Annotated in this window: 14 protein-coding genes; 4 read left to right on the top strand and 10 right to left on the bottom strand. The window is 71.8% G+C overall.

The features are described from left to right. Window positions 1–281: 281 nt before the first annotated feature. The gene (locus AMOR_RS04740) at window positions 282–869 is read right to left on the bottom strand and encodes a hypothetical protein (RefSeq protein WP_248358964.1); all 588 of its coding nucleotides are present in this window, start codon (window positions 867–869) and stop codon (window positions 282–284) included. Further along, complete coding sequence (locus tag AMOR_RS04735) at window positions 866–1,474, bottom strand: TetR/AcrR family transcriptional regulator (protein WP_248358960.1); 609 nt, start codon at window positions 1,472–1,474, stop codon at window positions 866–868. The genes AMOR_RS04740 and AMOR_RS04735 overlap by 4 nt, the downstream gene beginning before the upstream one ends. Before the next feature lie 247 nt (window positions 1,475–1,721). On the opposite strand from AMOR_RS04735, the gene AMOR_RS04730 reads away from it, so the two are divergent. The 4 genes from AMOR_RS04730 (at window position 1,722) to AMOR_RS04715 (ending at window position 9,191) form a co-directional block, all read left to right on the top strand. Next, entirely contained in the window at window positions 1,722–3,542 is a 1,821-nt protein-coding gene (locus AMOR_RS04730; protein ID WP_248358959.1) for a hypothetical protein, read from the top strand. A 348-nt stretch (window positions 3,543–3,890) separates the two neighbouring features. After that, a complete protein-coding gene (locus tag AMOR_RS04725) occupies window positions 3,891–4,130 on the top strand; it encodes an SHOCT domain-containing protein (RefSeq protein WP_248358957.1) in 240 nt (79 codons plus the stop codon). Window positions 4,131–4,355: 225 nt separating this feature from the next. Then, complete coding sequence (locus AMOR_RS04720) at window positions 4,356–7,172, top strand: MGH1-like glycoside hydrolase domain-containing protein (protein WP_248358955.1); 2,817 nt, start codon at window positions 4,356–4,358, stop codon at window positions 7,170–7,172. Window positions 7,173–7,340: 168 nt separating this feature from the next. Continuing rightward, window positions 7,341–9,191 (top strand): sensor histidine kinase, encoded by a 1,851-nt coding sequence (locus AMOR_RS04715; protein WP_248358953.1) that lies wholly within the window; start codon window positions 7,341–7,343, stop codon window positions 9,189–9,191. 42 nt (window positions 9,192–9,233) lie between these two features. Here the strand turns inward: AMOR_RS04715 and AMOR_RS04710 are convergent, their stop codons facing one another. The 8 genes from AMOR_RS04710 to AMOR_RS04675 form a co-directional block, all read right to left on the bottom strand. Further along, window positions 9,234–9,887 carry a hypothetical protein gene (locus AMOR_RS04710; protein ID WP_248358951.1) on the bottom strand — a complete coding sequence of 218 codons (654 nt, stop codon included), beginning with the start codon at window positions 9,885–9,887 and terminating at the stop codon, window positions 9,234–9,236. Beyond that, window positions 9,884–10,591, bottom strand: coding sequence for a VIT1/CCC1 transporter family protein (locus AMOR_RS04705; protein ID WP_248358949.1), 708 nt, complete (start codon window positions 10,589–10,591; stop codon window positions 9,884–9,886). Before AMOR_RS04705 ends, AMOR_RS04710 begins: the two co-directional genes overlap by 4 nt. Before the next feature lie 47 nt (window positions 10,592–10,638). Further along, window positions 10,639–11,088, bottom strand: a complete 450-nt coding sequence (locus AMOR_RS04700; protein ID WP_248358947.1) for a Crp/Fnr family transcriptional regulator — start codon at window positions 11,086–11,088, stop codon at window positions 10,639–10,641. A 23-nt stretch (window positions 11,089–11,111) separates the two neighbouring features. After that, the gene (locus tag AMOR_RS04695) at window positions 11,112–12,548 is read right to left on the bottom strand and encodes an efflux transporter outer membrane subunit (protein WP_248358945.1); all 1,437 of its coding nucleotides are present in this window, start codon (window positions 12,546–12,548) and stop codon (window positions 11,112–11,114) included. Continuing rightward, on the bottom strand, window positions 12,545–15,733 hold the full coding sequence (locus AMOR_RS04690) for an efflux RND transporter permease subunit (RefSeq protein ID WP_248358942.1): 3,189 nt from the start codon (window positions 15,731–15,733) through the stop codon (window positions 12,545–12,547). The genes AMOR_RS04695 and AMOR_RS04690 overlap by 4 nt, the downstream gene beginning before the upstream one ends. Window positions 15,734–15,736: 3 nt before the next feature. Further along, the gene (locus AMOR_RS04685) at window positions 15,737–17,020 is read right to left on the bottom strand and encodes an efflux RND transporter periplasmic adaptor subunit (RefSeq protein WP_248358939.1); all 1,284 of its coding nucleotides are present in this window, start codon (window positions 17,018–17,020) and stop codon (window positions 15,737–15,739) included. A gap of 122 nt (window positions 17,021–17,142) precedes the next feature. Further along, window positions 17,143–18,627, bottom strand: coding sequence for an alpha-amylase family protein (locus tag AMOR_RS04680; RefSeq protein ID WP_248358936.1), 1,485 nt, complete (start codon window positions 18,625–18,627; stop codon window positions 17,143–17,145). Between the two features lie 219 nt (window positions 18,628–18,846). After that, window positions 18,847–21,225 (bottom strand): hypothetical protein, encoded by a 2,379-nt coding sequence (locus AMOR_RS04675; RefSeq protein WP_248358933.1) that lies wholly within the window; start codon window positions 21,223–21,225, stop codon window positions 18,847–18,849. Between the last annotated feature and the right edge of the window lie 64 nt (window positions 21,226–21,289).

The raw sequence follows: 21,289 nt of genomic DNA, 5'->3' as shown, positions 1-21,289 counted from the left end.
CCTTGCCGAGCGCAACGTCGTCGTCGCCGCTCGGCAGGGCTCGTCGCGGAACGCGAGCGCGCGCAAAACCCGTATTCGGCGGTTCGAATCCGCCCGGTGCCTCTCGGAAGTCCCAGTACTTCGGCGCACCTGAGCGCGCGAGCCCTGCAAACCGGGCTCGCGCGCTTCATCGTTCTGGCCCCACTCGCCCCACTTCGGCGCGAGAACCCGGGGGCGACGTCGGTGGGACGATGGCGCGGCCGGCTCGATCGCGCCCGCCTCCGCGAACCGCCGCAACTCGGTCACGTGCCATTTGATTGCGATTGCGGGTTCGACGTCGTCGCGTCCTCGTGGGTCACTCCTGGGCCAGCGTCCCTCTCGCTCCCGGATGCAGGCGCTGCCCTGGCCGACCACACCACGAAGAACCGGTCCTCTCCGCAGCCCATGGCGCGGATGACGGCCTCGTCGTCGAGGCCCGGTAACCGTCGCTGGAGCGCGTCCAGGAGCTCCGACTGCACCGCGACCTCGTGCGGGACGATGACCTGCGGCATCTCGCTGCCGGTGTGGAAGCCCCAGAAGACATCCTCCAGGTGCGGTCCTTCGGAGGTCGTCCGGATTCGCACCTCCGTGAGGTCCGCCCAGGCGGCTCGCCGGCAGACACCGCCGGGGTATGCGCATTCGATGCCGGCCTCGTCCACGCGCAGGCGCAGCTGCGTCTTCCTTTCCAGCCGTTTCTGCAAGCGCTTCAGGAGCGGCAGCGCGGCCAGCACGATCACGATGACGACGAGGGCGGTCGTGGGGACCTCCTCCCGGCCGGCGGCGTGATGCTGCACGGGAGGCGCACCGATCGCGCCCAGCGCGCCGAGCACCAGAAGACAGGGACCGGTCATGGCAGAGCCCCCTGGATCAGCATGCGCGCGAGCCGTCGCGTGGCTCCAGCCGCGGAGCCCCGAGGGACGAGCTCCGGCGCCGTCACCGACACGAGCAGGTAGCCCTGGATGGCGGCGTGAAGCGCGGCGGCGATGACCTTCGCTTCTGCAGGCTTCCCGCCCGAAGCCGCGAGCGCCTCCATGACGAGGGCCTCGACGGCGGCCGCGGAGGTCCGGAGCGCCACGCCGTAAGCCTTCTTCACCTTCGCGTCCCGGATGGCTTCCGCTCCGATGGCGACCCAGCACGCGACCGCCTCGGGGTCAGGGTCAGCCTCTCTGGAGAGGAAGGCGTCGAGGTATACCTCCAGGCGCTCCAGCGGCTCCTTGCCACCGCGCGCGAGGGCGCGCTGCGCGCGCTCGCCGGCCTCCCGGACCAGCTGCTCGAGGAGGGCGAGGAGGATCTCCCGCTTGTCGTGGAAGTGGTAGTGGACGAGCCCCGGCGCGAGGCCCGCCGCACGGGCGATCTCGGCCACGGACGCACCCTCGTATCCGCGGCGCGCCATGACCTTGCGGAGGCCGGCGACGATCTCGGCGCGACGCTCCTCGGTGTTGGTCGGGCGTGCCATAGTTGGTTGGTTGACCAACCCAGTAACAAGCGATGAATCCTCCGTCAACCCTCCCGGTCACGTGGCCTGAAGAGGGCGCTCGGACGCGACGAGCGAGGCGTCATCCGTGTGCGGCTGCGTCAGAAGAGCGCAGCCATTGCGTACCCCTCGCCGGGGCGCGAGCAGCGGAATCCTTGCTGGCTGCCGATTTCCGGGCGGCATGTGCGCTGCAGCGACCGCGCGCCATACCCACGAATCGAGCGTCGACATGAGAGTCGGATCCATCGTCCCGGCGTGCGCCTCCCTGCTGGCGGTCCTCGCGTGCGGGGGCTCCGCGACGAGCCCGCAGACGGGCACTGCCGGCGGCTCCCCGCCGAGCCCACAGACGGGCCCCGCCGTCGCGAGCAGCGCGACGATCACGCAGTATCAGGACCTCACGGCGAGCGTGCAGTCGGCCGCGGTCTCGTACGGGACCACGATCGCGGGACCCACCATGACGCTCGGGGGTTGTGCTGCCGTGCACGACGCCTACGACGCGCAGGTGCGTCCGTGGATCTCGCAGATGGCGCAGATGAGCGGCAGCATGGACGCGTTCATGGACGCGCACAGCGGGTACACGTACGCGGACATGGCGTGCGTCGCGAACGCGATGCTGCAGGAGCTCGACGCGCACCGGCTCGTCGCGTGTACCTTTTCGACGCTCGGCGGCGACCAGACCGAAGCCGCGCGCCACGTCGGCGTGATGACCTCGTTCGCAAGCCACGCCTACGACCGCTGCGGCCAGATGATGGGCGGCCAGTACACGTGGGCGCCGCCGGCGCCGGTGTGCGGTGGAACCTCGGGCGGCACCCCGACCGATCCCGTGGCGCTCGGCCAGCGAATCTTCGACACGGGCATCGGTACGGACGGGCAGCCGATCGTCCGCAACGGCAGCTACGGGATGATGATGTCGAGCGGGTGCGCCAGCTGCCACGGGTATGACGGGCTCGGCCGCACCATGATGATGTTCACGACCCCGAACATCACGTACGGGAACCTCACCGATCCGTCTGGCATGCTCGACCCGGACGGCAGCCGCGGCCCGACGTACACCGACGATCTGATCCGCCGAGCGGTCACCCAGGGCCTCGATGTCGACGGGAGCGCCCTGTCCACGATCATGCCGCGGTGGCAGCTCGGCGATCTGGACTGGGCCGATCTCCTCCTCTTCCTGAAGACGCTCCCGGCTGCACCCAGCGCGGGCGGCGGGCCGCCGCCGCCGTCGGCCGGCTCCGGAACCATCGCCGGCACGGTGTTCATGGGCGGGATGCAGTCCGGCGCGATCGCGGCCTACGCGGTCGACGGCGGGACGATGGGTCCGCTGCTCGGGACGAGCCCGGTCGCCGCCTCGGGGACCTTCAGCATCCCGGTCGCAGGGTATGCCGGAGCGGTCGTGCTGCGGATGACCGGCGGCACGTTCGTGGACGAGGCGACTGGCACGACGATGGCGATGCTGCCCAGCGACGTCGTGACGAGCTCCGTCCCGTCCTTCGCGGGGGGCTCGGCGATGACCGGAGTCCAGGTCACGCCGCTCACCTCGATGGCCCAGGCCCGCGCGCAGTACATGGCAGGCGGCATGACCGCGGCGAACATCGCGGCCGCCAACACGGCCGTGGGCAACTACTTCGACGTCGGCGACATCCTCATGACCGCGCCGATGAACCCGGCGGTCGCCGGGGCGGGGGCTGCCGCGGACCTGAGCGCGAAGAACTACGGGATGACCATCGCGGCGATCTCGCAGTACGCGCGGACGGTCGGGATGACCTCCTCTTCGAGCATCTTCACCGCCATGATGAGAGACGCGTCCGACGGCGTGATGAATGGCGTGATGGGGTCCACGCCGATCTCGATGAGCGGCATGGGTGGTGGAATGATGGGCGGCGGTGGAATGATGGGCGGGTACACGATGCAGGTGAGCGCCGGCACGAGCGGGCTCGCCACCGCGATGACCACGTTCGTCGGCTCACCTCGGAACGCGTCCGGCGTCTCGATCGCTGACATGCAGCCCCTCGTCGACAAGCTGAAGGCCTCGAGCGGGGCAATCCAGTAGACGCTCAGTTCGCGTCGTCCGGAGCCGCGGGGCCGCTCGCTCGCATCCGCGCCGCGCCACCAAGTTGCGGAGGCCGGCGGGCGCGACCGCAATCCATCTGTGCCTCTCGGACGACATACGGAAACGCGGAGGGCCCCGGAGACGGGGCCCCCTTATTCTTACAACGGGCGCGCTGTGGTTCTCCCGGCGAGCCGGGCCGGCGGTCGACGGCGCCGTGGCGCCAGCTCGTGCGTGCGCGCGGGCAGAGTCTTCGCTGGCGAGCCGTCATCCACGAGCAGTGGATGGACGGCGCGCGAGGTGCGGTACGCCGGCTGGCCCGCCCGCACTCTGCGAGGAGGGAGGCGTCCCATGTGGCACTGGATGGGCAACGGCTTCGGGTGGTGGTTCGGGATGTTCGGCATGGCGCTCTTCTGGCTCGTGTTCGCCGTGGCGCTGGTCTGGGTCATCCGGGCGGTGTGGGATCGGGGACCGGTGCGCGAAGGGCCCGGACGTGCCCCCGACAGCCCGCTCGAGATCCTGCAGCGGCGGTATGCGCGCGGCGAGATCGATCGGGCCGAGTTCGAGGAGAAGCGCAGGGATCTCTCCTGAGCGTGTGCGAGGTCGCGACGCCAGTCCGCTCGTACGCCCCCGGCGGACCGAACCGGTCCGGGTGAAGCGTGCTCCGCGTCTCCGCGCCCGGAACGGAGCGCCGAGGCGATCGAACGGGTGCCCGCGCCCGGGGCGCGCGCGCGTCGGCTGAGACCATCGTCCCATCGCCCGCGCTCCGCGATCGCGCCACGCTGCCTCGTCGAGACGAGCGACGAGGAGACCGCCATGCTGACGACCGCAGGGGTAGGCGCAGAGTCCCGGAGGCTCGACGAGGCGCGCGAACGCGCCGTCCCGTGGAGGAAGTGGGGCCCCTACCTCAGCGAGCGCCAGTGGGGAACCGTTCGCGAGGACTACAGCGAGAGCGGCGACGCCTGGAACTACTTCTCGCACGACCAGGCGCGGTCTCGCGCGTACCACTGGGGCGAGGACGGCCTCGCCGGCCTCTCCGACGACAAGCAGCGGCTCTGCTTCGCGCTCGCGCTGTGGAACGAGAAGGACGAGATCCTGAAGGAGCGGCTCTTCGGCCTCACGAACTCCGAGGGCAATCACGGCGAGGACGTGAAGGAGTACTACTTCTATCTCGACAGCACGCCGACCCACTCGTACATGAAGTACCTCTACAAGTATCCGCAGCGGGCGTACCCGTACGCGGATCTCGTGGCGACGAACGGGCGGCGCGGCCGCCAGGAGCTCGAGTACGAGCTCCTCGACACGGGGGTCTTCGCGGAGGACCGGTACTTCGACGTCTTCGTCGAGTACGCCAAGGCGGCGCCCGAGGACGTGCTCGTCCGGATCACCGTCGCGAATCGCGGACCGGAGGCGGCCCGCGTGCACCTGCTGCCCACGCTGTGGTTCCGCAACACCTGGACCTGGTGGGCGGACCCGCCGAAGCCGTCGCTCCGCCAGGTCGGAGGCCGCGGCGGGTCGACGGTCGTCGCGGCGTCGCACGCGACCCTCGGCGACCGATGGCTGTACGTGGAAGGCGACGTGCCGCTCCTGTTCACCGAGAACGACACGAACACCCAGCGCCTCTTCGGGACGCCGAACGCCGGGCCGTTCGTGAAGGACGGCTTCCACGAGCACGTGGTGCACGGGAACCCGGACGCGGTCAACCCGGCGAAGACGGGGACGAAGGCCGCGGCGCACCGGATCGTCGAGCTGGGGCCGGGCCAGACGTCGGTGCTGCGGCTCCGGCTCTGCGACGTCGCGCCGGAGTCGCTCGACGCGCCGTTCGCCAAGTTCGAGGAGGCGTTCGCGGAGCGGCTCCGCGAGGCCGACGCGTTCTACCGTGCCATCACGCCGCCGAAGGCCACCGAGGACGAGGCGCGCGTGCTGCGCCAGGCGCTCGCGGGGATGCTCTGGTCGAAGCAGTACTACTTCTTCGACGCGGAGAAGTGGCTCCGGGAGCACAAGGTCGATCCGTTCCAGTCGCAGGGCGGCAGCGTCAGCAACGTGCGGAACCAGGAGTGGAGACACATGGTGAACGACCACGTGATCTCCATGCCGGACAAGTGGGAGTACCCCTGGTACGCCGCGTGGGACCTCGCCTTCCACGCCATCGCGCTCTCCGCCGTCGACGTGGACTTCGCGAAGGGGCAGCTCGACGTCATGCTCCGCGAGTTCTACCTGCATCCGAGCGGGCAGATCCCCGCGTACGAGTGGAACTTCAGCGACGTGAATCCCCCGGTCCATGCGTGGGCGACGCTGTTCATCTACCGCATGGAGCAGCGCCTCCGGGGCCAGGGTGACCTCGAGTTCATGAAGCGCTCCTTCGGGAAGCTGCTCTCGAACTTCAACTGGTGGGTGAACCGGAAGGACCGGTTCGGGAAGAACGTGTTCGAGGGCGGGTTCCTCGGCCTCGACAACATCGGCGTGTTCGATCGCTCCGCGCCGCTGCCGACGGGCGGCCACCTCGAGCAGGCGGACGGCACGGCCTGGATGTCCCTCTTCTGCCAGACCATGCTCGACATCGGCACGGAGATCGCGGCGACGGATCCGGCGTTCGACGACCTGTCGGTCAAGTTCGTCGAGCACTTCCTGTGGATTGCCAACGCCATGAACCGCTCCGGCGCGGAAGGCATGTGGGACGAGGAGGACGGCTTCTACTACGACATCCTCCGGCTCCCGGACGGCACCGCCACGCGCCTCAAGGTCCGGTCGATGGTCGGGCTCCTGCCCCTGTGCGCCACGACGGTCTTCGAGAGGTTCGAGCTGGAGCGGACGCCGCGGCTCGTCGCGCACTTCCAGGAGCGGGTGCGGCGGTTCCCGCACCTGCTCGAGACGATGCACGCGCCGGCGAAGGCCCGGCTCGGCGCCGGGGAGGAGCAGTACGCCTACGCGGACCGCGCGATGCTGGCCGTCGTGACCTCGCAGCGCCTGCGGCGGATCCTGGCCCGGATGCTCGACGAGAACGAGTTCCTCAGCCCCTACGGGCTTCGCGCAGTGTCGCGGTACCACAAGGACCACCCGTACGTCTTCCACGTCGCAGGGCAGGAGTTCCGGGTGGACTACCTCCCGGCCGAGTCCGACAGCGGCATGTTCGGTGGCAACTCGAACTGGCGCGGCCCGATCTGGATGCCGGTGAACGTGCTGCTCATCCGCGCGCTCCTCAACTTCTACCTCTTCTACGGCGACGCGTTCCGGGTCGAGTGCCCGACCGGCTCCGGCCGGATGATGAACCTCTACGAGGTGGCGGAGGAGCTCGCGAAGCGCCTGACGCGGATCTTCCTGCGCGGCGCCGACGGCAAGCGGCCCGTGTACGGTGGAACCGAGAAGTTCCAGACGGACCCGCACTGGCGCGACAACCTCCTCTTCTACGAGTACTTCCACGGCGACCTCGGCGCGGGGATCGGCGCCTCGCACCAGACCGGCTGGACCGGGCTCGTGGCCACGCTGATCCGGATCTTCGGCACCATGGACGCGAAGAGCTTCCTCGAGCTCGGCAACAAGGACGCCGCGCGGCGGGAGGTGTCCGGGCAGGCCGCCGGCAAGGGCAAGGGCAAGGGGGGAGCCGCACCGCCCCCTGGAGCGGCTGATCGCTGAGCGACGATCGCTGCCGGAGCGCCGAGCGGTCGCCGCTCCCGCGGGAGGGAGTCACGTTCCGTGACGGCCGCGGCCGATCGACGCGTCCCCCGGAACGGGGCGTCCAGGCGTCCCGAGCGCTGCGTACATATCCGCTCGATGCGGGGAGATGTGCTGCTCCGAGGTCGGGTGGTCGCCGCGTTGCTCACGGTGGCGCTCTGCGGAGCGGCCGGCGCAGCCGAGCCGGATGCGCGCCCCCGCCGCGTCCTCGCGGTCCACGCGTTCGAGCCGGGCGTGCCGGCGAACGCCGTCTTCACCGCTGCGCTCCGGGCCGCGCTTCCCCTCGGGACCGATCTCGCGCTCTTCTCCGAGCACCTCGATCGCCTGAGGTTCCCCGACCCCGCGTACGAGGAAGGCTTCCGGAACTGGCTCCGGGCCAAGTACGCGCGGACGCCGCCCGACGTCATCATCGCGGTCGGCGTGGACGCGCTCGACTTCCTGGCGGACCCCGGGACGACGCCCTTCCCGGGCGTGCCGATCGTGTTCGGGCTCGCCGAGGAGGGCGCGGTCGCGGCGCGGCGTCTGCCCGCGAACGTCACCGGCGTCACGGAGCACTTCGCCGTCCGCGAGACCCTCGCGCTCGCGCTCGCGCTGTTCCCGGACACGCAGCACGTCGTGCTCGTGGGGGGAGCGTCTCCGCAGGACCGACCGCTGAACGAGCTGTTGCGGCGCGAGGCGGCAGGGGCGGGGACCCGGCTCGACGTCGTGGAGCTGTTCGGGCTGCCGATGAAGGGGCTGGAGGAGCGGCTCCGCGCGCTCGCGCCGCGATCGATCGTCCTCGTGCTCGCGCTCTTCCGGGACGGCGCGGGGCGGCAGTGGGCGGGCACGGAGTCCATGCCCCTGATGGTGTCGGCCTCCTCCGCGCCGATCTTCACGCTGCACGCGCACCTCGTCGGCTCCGGGACGATCGGGGGCGTGCTCGTCGACTACGGGGAGACCGCGCGGCTCGTCGCGCGCACCGCGCTCCGCGTCCTCGCGGGCGAGCGCGTCGAGGCGATCCCGGTCCAGCGCAGCGGAGCGAACCGGACCGTGCTCGACGGCCGGCAGCTCGAGCGGTGGAACGTCCCCGACCGCCGGGTGCCCGCCGGCGCCGAGGTCCGCCTCCGCGAGCCGTCGCCGTGGGTGCGCTACCGCTGGGCGATGCTCCTCCTCGCGACCGGGTTCCTGCTCCAGTCGACCCTGATCGCGCTGCTCCTCCTCGAGCGCCGCAAGCGCTGGCGCGCCGAGGCGAAGGCGCGCGAGAACCTGGCGGTGGTCGCTCACATGAACCGGGTCTCCGTCATCGGGGAGCTGGTCGGCTCGCTCGCGCACGAGATCAACTCGCCGCTCGGCGCCGTGCTCAGCAACGCGCAGGCGGCGCAGCGCTTCATGGCCGCGGGGCCGGGGGACGAGGTCCGGTCGTGCCTCGAGGACATCGTCCGCGACGTGAACCGCGCAGGCGAGGTGATCCGGAGGATCCGCGGCGCGCTGCGCCGGGAGAGCTGGACCGCTGCGAAGCTCGACGTCGGGGCCGTGATCCGCGACGCGGTGCGTCTCGTGATGGCGGACGCCCGGGACCGGGGCGTGAGCGTGGAGGTTCAGGTCGCGCCGGGGCTGTCCCCGGTCACCGGCGACGAGGTGCAGCTCGTGCAGGTGTTCCTGAACCTGCTCGTGAACGCTCTGGACGCCGTCGCCGGCCTGCCGGAGCAGCAGCGGCGCGTCCGGATCATCGCGGAGCCGAGCGGCGAGGCGGTCGCGATCCGCGTCGTGGACGCGGGGCCGGGCGTGCCGCCCTCCCTCGCCGCGCGCATCTTCGAGCCCTTCTTCACGACGAAGCCGGTCGGCCTCGGGATGGGGCTCTGCATCAGCCGGTCGATCGTCGAGGCGCACGGCGGGTCCATCCGCGTCTCGCAGGCGCCGGGTGGCGGCGCCGAGTTCGAGGTGCTGCTGCGGGCGACGGGCGGAGCCGCCGGCGGGGGGGAGGCCGAGGCGGTCGGCTGAGCCACGCCTCCGCCCCGGCCGCGGGTCGGTGAGGGAGGGGCTTCAGAACGCGGCCACGACGGCGAGCACGACGGTCGGGTCCGTCCAGCCCAGGTTGAACACGTAGCCGGCGAGCTCGACGTTCCGGTACGAGAGGCCGACCAGGAACCCCCGCTGGAGGTCCAGGGAGGTCTGGTAGGCCTTGGTCCGCTGGATCGCGAGCCCTGCCCGGAGCCACTCGGTGGGCGACCAGTCCAGCTCCGACCACGTGTAGAGGAAGCTCTCCTCCGCGCCGGTCGTGGCGACGAGGTACTCACCCTGGCTCGAGAGGGAGAGGTCCCGGTACGTGATCGAGAGGAGCCAGCCCGGCGCGATGCCCGAGACGCTCCCGAAGACGCCGCCGAGCATCGGCGTGAGCTCGAGCGCGAGCTCCTCCCCGGCGGCCAGCTTCGCGCCGACCCAGAGCGAGCCCGCCTCGATCGCCTCGTAGTTGTACCGCGCCTCGAGGTGGAGCCGGCCGCGGTCCGCCGTGACGTTCGGGTTCACGTAGTCCCGCTCGTGCGGCACGATGAAATAGTACGCGGACGCCGAGACCGCCCAGGCGGCCGCGCCTTCGCCGGTCACGTCCTTCGCCTCCGTCGCGTCGGCGGCTGCGGCCCGGCCGGCCGGCCACGCGAGGAGCGCGACGAGGAGCGCGAGCGGGCCGGAGGGCCTCATCCGCCGAGCGCCACGATGCCGGCGACGAGCACGGCGCCGAGGAGGACCATCGCGAGGCCGAACCGCCAGGGCCGGCCGCCCGCCTGGCGCGCCGCGAGGTGGCCGAGCGCGTACAGCATCACGATGGCGACGGCGTTGGAGAGCCGGAGCGCGGTCCGCGCCTCCTCGACGAAGAAGAACGGGATCACGACCGGGAACGTGGCGACGAACACGAGGAGGCAGACCGCCAGCGCGGCGAGGACGTCGTCGCGCCCGAGCCACGGGCGCGCGGGCGGTGGGGGCGCGCCGGCGAGCCGCTGGCGCATGGTCTCGAGGTCGGCCTCCGTGAGGACCTCCGCGACCACGGGCGGCAGCGCGCCGGCGATGGCGGCGTGGGCGCGCCGGGGATCCGGCGCGCTCCGGACGGCACGCAGGAGCACGATGCCCCGCCCGCGCGCGATGAGCGTCGTGAGGACGTACATCACCGCGTCCGCGATCCCCCAGGCCAGGTTGCAGCCGAGGGCGCCGCGGAGCATCGTGCCGACTTCCTCGCGTCCGCCGGCGGTGACGCTGATCGTCCCCGTGATGGTGACGACCATGATGAGGCCGAACAGGACCTCCGCGAACCGCTCGTCGGGATCGAGGAGGCGCCGGAAGAGGCCCCGGTCCGCTGGGACCGCGAGGTCTTCCGCCGGACGGGTCGGATTCTCCGCCGTGCTCGCCACGATGACCTCCTCGGCTCCGTGCGCCAGCGCGCGGGCGCAACCGGCCCTCAGGGCTCCCCGCCGTCGCGCGCGAGGGAGATCGCGTCGAGGGCCCGGCGCAGCCGTCCCGCCAGCGACCTCGCCACGGCGCGGTACAGCTGGAACGCCGCCTCCGGGTTCGCGCCGAGCTTCTCGACGAGCCTCGCCGGCCGCAGGGCGACCGCATCGACGCGCTCGAGCGCGACGGCCTCCATGCCGGCCGGCCCGCCGTCCAGGATCGACACCTGTCCGATCGACTCCCCCGTGCCGAAGAGCACGGGCGCGCTCAGGTCCTGCCGAGTCGCACGCACCGTCCCGCTGCGGATCAGGTAGAGCGCCTTCGCCGGGTCGCGCTCGGTCGCGATGGTCTCGCCGGGCGCGAAGGTGACCTCCTCCGCGGCCTCCGCCACCAGCGCCAGGACGGGGTCCGGGACGTGCTTGAAGAGGAAGATCTGCTTCAGATCCTGGGCGGTCACCATGTCGTCCTCCGGTTCACGAAGGCTCACTGCTTCAGCGTCCCCGGCGGGGGGGGCGGTGGTTCCTGGGGCGGGGGAGGCGGGGCCTCCTGACGCCAGCCGCCGCCCAGCGCGCGGTACAGCAGGACCAGCGACGTGAGCTCGTCGCGCATCGCGTTCGCGAGGCTGAGCTGCGCGTCGAACTGCTGCCGCTGGGCGTCGAGCACCTCGAGGTAGCTCGAGACGCCCCCCTGGTACCGGGCCATCGCCAGGGTCGAGGCCGCCGTGGTGGCCGTGACCTGGGTCTGGAAGGCGGCGCGCACGTCGCGCAGCTTCAGCACGCCGGCCGACGCGTCGGCCACCTCCTGGAGCGCGACCTCGACCGTCTTGCGGTAGGCCGCCACCGACTGCTCGAGGCGGGCCCGCGCAGCCTCCTCCGCCGACTTGAGGCGGCCGCCCTGGAAGATCGGCGCGAACAGGCTCCCCGCCGTGTCCCACGCCAGCGCCGACGGGTCGAAGACGTCGTTGATGTTCCGGGCCTGCAGCCCGATGAACCCGGAGAGCGACAGCGTCGGAAGGCGCTCCGCCACGGCGACGCCGACGCGCTTGCCCGCCGCGATGATGTTCTGCTCGGCGGCGAGCACGTCCGGGCGGCGCTCGAGCAGCTGGGCCGGGACGCCGGCGGGCAGCTCGGGCGGCTCCGGAAGGTCGGCGAGGGCGGTGCCGCGCTTGATGGACCCGGGCGCCCGCCCGAGCAGCACGCACAGCTCGTGCTCCTTCATCCAGATGAGCATCTCGGTCTGCGGGATCGCCGCCAGCGTGACCGCCAGGTCGGCGCGGGCCTGGTTCACCTCGAGGTCCGACGCGATGCCCCCCTGCCCCCGCGCCTCGAACAGCTGCAGCGTCCCGCGCCGCGTCTCGGCGTTCGACCGCGCGATCTCGAGCTGGAGATCGAGCGCGCGCAGCTCCAGGTACGCCTGCGCCACGCCGGAGACGAGCGACAGCACCACCGCGTGCCGCCCGTCCTCGGTGGCGAGGAGGTCCGCGATCGCCGCGTCGCGCCCGTTCCGCACCCGGCCCCAGATGTCGAGCTCCCAGAAGACCGACGCGTCGACCGAGTAGTGCGCCCGGGGCTTGCCCTCGAGGACCTTGTCGGAGATCGGCTGGCCGTAGCCGCCGGTCGCCTGCGCCGCGAGCTGGGGGAAGAGATCCGCCCGGGCGATCCCGGCGTTGGCGCGGAACTCGGCCACCCGCGCCGTCGCGAGCGCGAGGTCCTGGTTCGCGGCGAGCGCCTCCGCGATCAGCTCCTGGAGCACGGGGTCGCTGAAGACCTGCCACCACGGCAGATCGGCGATCGAGTTCGCCTCGCCGGGCCTCGCGAGCCGGTACTCGGCGGGGACGCCGGCGTCGGGCCGGCGGTAGGCCGGGGCGAACGAGCAGCCCGCGGCGGCGAGGGCGGCGGCGACGAGCGCGGTGCGGTTCACGGGTTGCCTCCCGCCGCCTTGCGCGGCTCGGGCGCGGCCGCCTCGGCGGGCGCTCCTCCCTTGCCCTTCTTCCCGAAGAGCCGCTCGACGACGACGAACAGCACGGGGACGAGGACGACGCCGAGGATGGTCGCGATGAGCATGCCCGCGAACACCGCCATCCCCATCACCTTTCGCCCCTCCGCGCCGGCGCCCGCGGCGCGCACGAGCGGCACGACCCCGAGGATGAAGGCGAACGCCGTCATGAGGATGGGCCGGAGGCGGAGCTTCGCGGCCTCCATGGCCGCCTCGATGTAGCCGAGCCCCTCCTTCTCGCGCGCCTCCTTCGCGAACTCGACGATGAGGATCGCGTTCTTCGCGGCGAGGCCGACCAGCATCACCAGGCCGATCTGGGCGAAGACGTTCGTCACGTACGCCGGGCTGGTGAGCCGCGCGAGGTAGAGCCCCAGGAAGGCGCCGAACGCGGCGAACGGCGTCCCGAGCAGCACGCTCAGGGGCAGCGACCAGCTCTCGTACTGCGCCGCGAGGACGAGGAACACGAGCACGATCGCGAACACGAACACCAGGCCGGCCGTGCCCTCCGCCTGCTTCTCCTGGTACGAGACGTTGGACCACTGGTAGCCCATCTCGGGCGGCAGCACCTGCTTCGCGGTCTCCTCGAGCGCGGCGAGGGCCTGGGACGAGCTGAAGCCCTCCGCCGGCTGGCCGGTGACCTCCGCGGCCCGGTAGAGGTTGAAGCGGTTCGTGAACTCGGGGCCGGCCGCGGACCGGGTCGCGAGGAGGGTGTCGAGCGGGACGGTGCCGCCGCTGGCGGTCCGGACCGAGAACAGCCCGAGGCCCTTCACGTCGCCGCGGTACTCGGGCTCGGCCTGCAGGTACACCTTGTACGTCCGGCCGAACCGGTTGAAGTCGTTGACGTAGGTGCCGCCGAGCAGCGCGCCGAGCGTGGAGTTCACGTCGGTGACGGGCACCCCGAGCTTCGTGACCTTGTCGCGGTCGATGTCGGCGAAGATCTGCGGGACGGCGGCCCGGAAGGTGGTGCGCGCCGACCCGATCTCCGGCCGCTTCCGCGCGGCGGCGAGGAACTTCTCGACGTTGTCCGCGAGGAACTCGGGGGACCCGCCGCTCCGGTCCTGCAGCATGATCGTGAAGCCCGAGCCGGACCCGAGGCCGATGATCGGCGGGGGACCGAAGGTGACCGCGATCGCCTCGGGGACCTTCGCGGCGAGCTCGCGGTTGAGCGCGGCCATGAGCGCGAAGGCGTGCTCCTCCTTGGCCTTCCGCTCCTCCCAGGGCTTCAGCGAGACGAAGAGGAAGGCGGTGTTCGAGGCGTAGGCGCCCGAGACGAGCGAGTAGCCGGAGATCGTGGTGACGTACTCGACGCCCGGCGCCTTCCCGATGAGGGCCTCCACCTTCTTCGAGACCGCGTCGGTCCGCTCGAGCGACGCCGCGTCGGGAAGCTGGATGTTCGCGAAGAAGTAGCCGTTGTCCTCGTCCGGCACGAAGCCGCCCGGGATGCGCCGCGCCACCACCACCGCGAGCACCGTCACGACCGCGACGAGGAGCGCGCTCCGGAACGCCTTCCGGACGAGGATCCCGGTGAGCGACAGGTACCCGTCCGTGAACCGGCCGAACATCCGGTTGAACCAGCCGTAGAACGGCTGCAGCAGCGAGCGCTTCCCGCTCTTCGGCTTCAGGATGAGCGAGGAGAGGGCCGGGGAGAGGGTCAGCGCGTTGATGGCCGAGAAGATCACCGAGATCGCGATGGTGATCGCGAACTGCTGGTAGAGGCGGCCGCTGATGCCGCTGATGAACGCGACCGGCACGAAGACCGCAGTGAGCACGAGGGCGATGGCGATGACCGGCCCCGAGACCTGCCGCATCGCCTCGGCGGTCGCCTCCTTCGGAGACTTCCCCTGCTCGATGTGGTGCATCACCGCCTCGACCACCACGATCGCGTCGTCCACCACGATGCCGATGGCGAGCACGAGGCCGAGGAGCGACAGCGTGTTCACCGAGAAGCCGAGGAGCGGGAACACCATGAAGGTGCCGAGGAGCGACACCGGCACGGTGAGCAGCGGGATGAGGGTGGCGCGCCAGTTCTGAAGGAAGATGAACACCACGATGATGACGAGCACCACCGCCTCGAACAGCGTGGTGATGATCTCGTCGATGCCGGCGGTGATGGCGGCGGTGGTGTCGAGCGTCACCTTCTGCTCGATGCCCGCCGGGAAGCGCCCCTGGACCTCGGCCATCGTCTTCCGCACCGCCTTCTGGACCTCGAGCGCGTTCGAGCCGGGGATCTGGTAGATGGCGATGACCGCGGCCGACTTCCCGTTGAGGCGGCCCACCGCGTTGTAGAGGACCGAGCCGAGGTCGAGGCGCGCGACGTCGCCGAGCCGGACCACCGAGCCGTCCGGGTTCGCGCGGACGATGATGTGCGCGAACTCCTCCGGGGTGAGGAGGCGCCCCTGCGTCTTGACCTGGTACGTGAACTCGGTCCCCTTCGGCGCGGGCGGCCCGCCGATCTGCCCGGAGGGCTGGAGCAGGTTCTGCGACTTCACCGCGTTCACGAGGTCGATGACGGTGAGCCCGAGCCTCTGGAGCCTGTCCGGGCGGACCCAGATCCGCATCGCGTAGTCCGACCCGCCGAACAGCGTCACCTGCCCGACCCCGCTGATGCGCGCGAGCTGGTCGTTGATGTTGATGAGCGCGTAGTTCGAGAGGAAGTTCGAGTCGTACGTGCCGGACGGCGAGGTCAGCGTCACGAGCATGAGCGGGAAGGACAGCGACTTCTTCACGCTCACGCCGTAGTTCTTCACGTCGGTGGGCAGCGACGGGGTCGCCTGCGACACGCGGTTCTGGGTGAGGACGTTCGAGATGTCGAGGTCCGACCCCACCTCGAACGACACCTCGAGCTTCAGGGTGCCGTCGTTCGCGTTCGTCGACTTGAGGTAGATGGACCGCTCGACGCCGTTCACCTGCTGCTCGATGGGCGTCGCGACGGACTGCTCCACGTCGAGCGCGCTCGCGCCGATGTAGGTCGTCGTGACCTGGATGAGCGGCGGGGTGATCTCCGGGTACTGCGCGATGGGCAGGCGCGAGAGCGACACGAGGCCCACGATCACGGTGACGATGGAGATCACCATCGCCACGATCGGGCGGCGGATGAAGAAGTTGCCCATGGCTCACCTCGCCTGCGAGGTCGGCCCCTGCCCGCCGCCCGTCGAGGCCGGCTGGGTGCCCGCGCCGCCGGCCGCGGTGGGCGCGGCGGGAGCGGGTGCCGCCGCGGTGGGCGCCGCCTCCGCCGGGACGGTCGTCGCCTTCACGGGCATTCCGTCGACGACCCGGCGCGCCCCCTCCACGATGACCTTCTCCCCGGGCTTCACGCCCTCCTCGAGGATCCAGAGGCTGCCCACGCGCGGGCCCACCTTCACCTTGCGCGTCTCGGCCTTGCCCTCCGCGTTCACGACCACCACCGAGTACTGCCCCTGCACCTCCACGACCGCGCGCTGCGGGACGAGGAGCGCGCCGGTACGCCGCTCGGCCGCGTACCGCACCTTGCCGTAGAGCCCGGGGCGGAGGAGCTTGCTCGGATTCCGGAACGCGAGGTCGGCGCGGAGGGTTCCGGTCTGGGGATCGACGGCGCGGTCGACGAGGACGATGTGGCCGCGCTCCGGGAACACCGACCCGTCCGCGAGCACGAGCTCGGCGCCTGGGCCCTTGACGGGCGTGCCCTTCGGCGCGGGGGCGTCCGTCCTCGGAAGCGAGCTCGCGAACTTGAGATACAGCGCCTCCGGGATGTTCACGCTCACCCGGATCGGGTCGATGGACGAGATGGTGGTGAGGAGGGTGGCCTCGCCCTTGCCGACGAGGTCTCCGACCTTGCGCTGCGCCTGGCCGGCGAGGCCGGCGACCGGCGAGGTGATGCGGCAGTAGCCGAGGTCGAGCTTGGCGTTCTCCACGAGCGCCTTGGCCGCGTCCACCACGGCGCGCGCGGAGCGCTGGGCCGCGATGGCGTTGTCGAGCTCCGCCTGGCTGATCGCGCGCTGGGCGGCGAGCGGCTTGAACCGCGCCACGTCGAGGTCCGTCTTCGCGAGCGCGGACTCGGCGCGCGCGAGCTCTCCCTTCGTCTCCGCGAGCTTCGCGCGGTAGGGCTGATCGTCGATCGTGAAGAGGAGCTGCCCCTTCTTGACCTCGAACCCCTCCCGGTAGTCGACCGAGCGGAGGTAGCCCTCGACGCGCGCGCGGATCTCGACGTCCTCGTAGCCGCGCAGCGTCGCGGTGAGCTCCGCGCCGATCGGTACGTCGCGCTGGATCACCTCCGTGACCGTGACCTCCGGCACAGGCGGTGGTGCCGGCGCCTCCTTCTTCCCGCATGACGCGGCGAGCAGGGCGACGGCGAGCGCGGCGTGAAAGGGGATCGAACGCTTCGGATCGGCGGACGCGGAGCGACTCTTCGTCGGCGACATGTGATCCTCTCTGTTGCGACCCTGGCGCCGAGTCTCCGGCGGTGACGTCGGGCGATCGAGTGGACCTTGGTCCGAGGAGGACCCGGGCGGGGTGCGGCTGCCGGCCCCGCGGCGCGAATCGATCAGCGGAGCGTGACGAGGTGCCATGCGCCCGCCTCGAGATCGACGAAGAGGCCCGGCCCGGCCAGGTCCGCCCCGGCACGGTCGAACGCCGTGCCGTCCAACGCGTCCTCCAGCCGCCAGCTCCTGCCGGCGACCTCGGGCCAGGGCACGCGCACCAGGGCCTGCGATCGCGCCGGCCCGAGGTTCACGACCACGAGCCGCCGCTCGTCGCCGAGCTTCCAGCACCAGGCGGCGAGGTTCCGGTACGAGCGGTTGTCCTCCCAGCCGTGGAGCTCGCAGGTCGCGAAGGCGCCCTCCCGGTACACGGGGTGCGCGGCCTCGGCGAGGAGCTTCCGGTAGAAGCCAGGGAGGGCGGGGGCCACCGGCTCCTCGGGGCGGCGGGCGAGGAACACCGGCAGGCGGACCTTGCGCCCCTCGAACTGACCCTCGTGGAAGAGGCGCGCGCCGGGAAGCGTCGCGACGGCCACCGCGGCGGCGCGCGAGCGCGGCCCGAGCGCGGCCGCTGCGCGCGGCTCGTCGTGGTTCTCGATGAAGCGGACGAGCCGCTCCTGGTAGTCGAGCCCGGCGCGGAGGTGCTGCATGACGCCCTCGCCCGAGCCCTCCACCATCCGGTCGTAGAGCCGCTTGTCGTAACAGAAGTCGAAGCCGAGCTGCTGCAGCTCCCACTCCATCTCCCAGTACGCCTCGGCGAGGAAGCGGAACCCGGGGCTCCGCCGCCGCACCTCGGCGAGGACCTCCTTCCAGAGCTCCGTGGCGGGCGCCGGCCCGACTCGTGCGCCCCAGGTCCGGGCGAAGACGCGGTTCACGAGCAGCATGGCCATGTCCGCCCGGACGGCGTCGCACTGACCGGCGATCTCCGAGAGCGTGCTCGTGAGCGCGTTCCGGTAGCCCGGGGAGAACGCGTCGAGCTGCACGACGTCAGGCCACGGCGGGAAGTACGGGTCGCGGCCGCGCGCGAGCACCGCGCCGCCGACCCGGAGGAACGCCTCCGGCGAGCGCGCCGCCTCGTCCTCGCCGCCGCGGACGAAGTACTCCGGCGCCTCGCGCGTCCAGGGATGGTCGGGCGCGACGTGGTTCGGCACGAGGTCGAGGACGAGCCGGATGCCGCGCTGCGCGAGCTGCGCCCGCGCCTTCGCGAGCCCGGCCGGACCGCCGAGCCGCGCGTCGACGGCATATCCACGGATGCAGTAAGGCGACCCGACGATGTCGTCGTCCGGCCGCAGGTCGGGCAGCGCCTCGTGGAAGGAGCGGACGAGCTCCTCGTTCGCGAGCGCGATGCGCCGCCCCTCCGGGCTCCGCTCCCAGACGCCCATGAGCCACACCGCGTCCGGCTTCCACCCCGCGAGCGCGTCCCACTCCGCGTCGGGGACGGCGCCCAGCGCGACCCGCTTCCCGCCGGCGCGCAGGCCGACCTCGCGCAGCCACGCCCAGGTGTTCACCTCGTAGATGATCGGATTCCGGGGCCAGGCGGCGCCGAGCGGCATGTCGGACCTCCTCGCGGCTCGCGGGGTTCGGTCGGTCGTCGGCCCGCTCCCCCACGTCGGTCAACCCATGTCGCGACGGTGCGGGCGCGTCGATTGGACGAACGTCCCACGCAGCGCCGCAGGGGAGAGGACGCGCTGCTCGCGCCTGGCCGCGACGACGAGGCTGCCACTTCGGGGCGGGTAAGGCGGTCGCGCGGAGGTCCGGCGCCGGATCCCGAACTATCTCCTGCCGCCGCCCCCGCGCCCCCCACCGCCTCCGCGGCTCCCGCCACCGCCGTAGCCGCCGCTGCGGCCACGTGCGGCGGCGTCGGAGCTCAGGCCGGCGGGGGCGCCCCCGCCACGTGGCGCCGCCTGCGCCTGCGCCTGCGCCGGCGCGGAGCGCGCGCCGCCTCCGCCACCGTACTGCCCCGCGGAGGGGCCTCCGCCCTGCGCCGGGGCCTGCCGCGGCGACGCGCCCGCCTGCTGCCATCCACCGCTGGTGTTCTTGTCCCAGCCGCCGCCCTGGTTCTGGCGGTACACGTTGCCGTTCCGGTCACCGTAGACGTTGTTCGGCTGGTTCGCGACGGACGGCTGACGGACGTCGCCCGTGCTCGAGCGCGGGGCGTTCCGCTTCGCGTTCTCCGGGCGGTTGTAAAGGTTGTTGGACGGCAGCTGCGACGCTGACGGCGGGCCGCCCGGGCGCGCACCACCCGGCCCACCGGGTCCGCCGACGCCACCGGCACCACCGACGCCGCCCACACCACCGGCGCCGCCGACCCCACCCACCCCACCCACACCGCCGACACCGCCGGCCCCGCCGGCCGGCGGCCGCGTGCCGGGATAGCTTCCCCCGTAGCCCGGATAGCGGCCCGGAGGCGGCCGGTACCCCGGCGGCGGCGGGCGGTAGCCGTACGGTGGCCGGGGCGGGTAGCGATAGCCGACGGGGCCGTAATACCCGTGGTACGGGGCGCCGCCGAAGTGGACGCCGACGGAGAAGAACGGCGTCCCGTAGCTCACGCCGACGCCCCAGCCCGTCCACGGGTTGTAGCTGACATGCATGCCGAAGGTCGCGGGCTGCGGGTAATAGACGGCCGGCCCGACGTACGGTGGGTAGTAGAACCCGGTGCCGTAGACGACGGTGCCATAGTACGGGTACGCGCCGACGTAGCCGGGGACGTAGCCCACGTACACGACCTCGGGCGTGGACTGGTACACGTAGACGTACTTCGTGTTGTAGACGGGCGCGCTCGGCGGGACCTGGTCGATGGACGGCGGACGCTTGTCGCTCACCGTCCAGGGCCCCTTCGGCGCGGGCGACACGTACCAGACGGCCTGGTGGCAGCACCAGTACTGGCCCGAGTCCTGGATCACCGAGAACGGCGTGTTCACCGCGTACGCGAGCTTCGTCCCCTCGATGGCCTTGAACTTCGGCTCGCCGTCGTAGGTGACCTCGAGCTTCTGGTCGCGCTTCACGGCGGTGGTCTGGGGGATCTGCGCGTCCGCGATGGCGTCGTCCGCCTCGCGCGTGCCGCTCACGAACGGGCGGACGTCGGCGACGGGCGAGTCCGGCGGGATGGACCGGAACGGCGCCGGGAGCTTGTCCGGACGCACCGGGGTCCACGGCCCCTCGAAGGAGGCCGCCCTGTACCAGCGGCCCGACACGAGGACGAACGTCTCGCTCGTCGGCACGTGCACGAGCACCTTGCCGTCGCAGTTGTCCGCGTAGAGCAGGTTGCCGTCCTTCCCGACCGGCGCGTAGCTGGGCTTCCCGTCGAAGACGATGAGCTCGGTCGGGACGGTCGCGACGACGATCCGGGGCGGCTTCTCCGGCTTTTCCGGCTTGGAGGGCGTCTTCGCCGACGTCGTCGTGACCTCGTCGCCCTCCGCGGCCGGCTGCGGCGGCGGCTTCGGAGGATTCTTGTCGTAGACCGCCTTCACGGCGGGCGAGGGCGCCGCGACCGGCGTCCAGGGCCCCTTGGGATCCGTCGCCTCGTACCAGAAGCTGCCGCCCCCGAGGTAAAGGCGCTTGGTCGCCGGATCGCGCACCACGAAGAGCGGCGTGTTCACGACCCGCTCGAGGCCGGTCTGCTCGAGCGGCCGGAGCGTGGGCTCCCCGTCGTAGAGGAGGAGCACCGCGGGATCGTAGGAGAAGACGAGCTTCGGCGGCGCGACGGCGAGCCCCTTCTCGCTCGCGCGCTCCTTCTGCGTCACCGCGATGGCGGCCTGGATCTCGTCGAGGCTCCCGTGCACGTCCCACCTCGGAACCTCGGCCTCGATGATCTGCGCGACCGCCTTCTCCTTCTCCGGCGTGATGTTCGGGAAGCGGACCTTCGTGACCGTGACCTTCTCCACCTGCAGCTCGCGGCGGTCCTTGTCGATGAGCACCTGCGCGTCGAACCAGAAGACGCCGAACACCGGGGCGCCCGCGCCCTTGGCCTGCCACGAGACGGCGGACCGGCCCGAGAGCGTCACGCCCTCGAGCTTCTCGAGCTGTGGCTGGTAGACGAGCAGCGTGCCCTGCTCGTGCTCGATGGCGCGAGGCCAGCGACGGGCGGGCGGCTCCTCGGCGGCTGCGGCGCTCGCGAGCGTGGCGAGGACGAGGATCGCGATGGTTCTCATGAAGATCCCTTGCCCCGGGATCACCCCGCGGCGGTAGGCGACCTTGGACCGATCCACCTCCGGG

Origin of the sequence: Anaeromyxobacter oryzae (assembly GCF_023169945.1) — a bacterium.
Classification (GTDB): Bacteria; Myxococcota; Myxococcia; order Myxococcales; family Anaeromyxobacteraceae; genus Anaeromyxobacter; species Anaeromyxobacter oryzae.
This window is presented reverse-complemented; position numbering and strand designations above follow the sequence as displayed.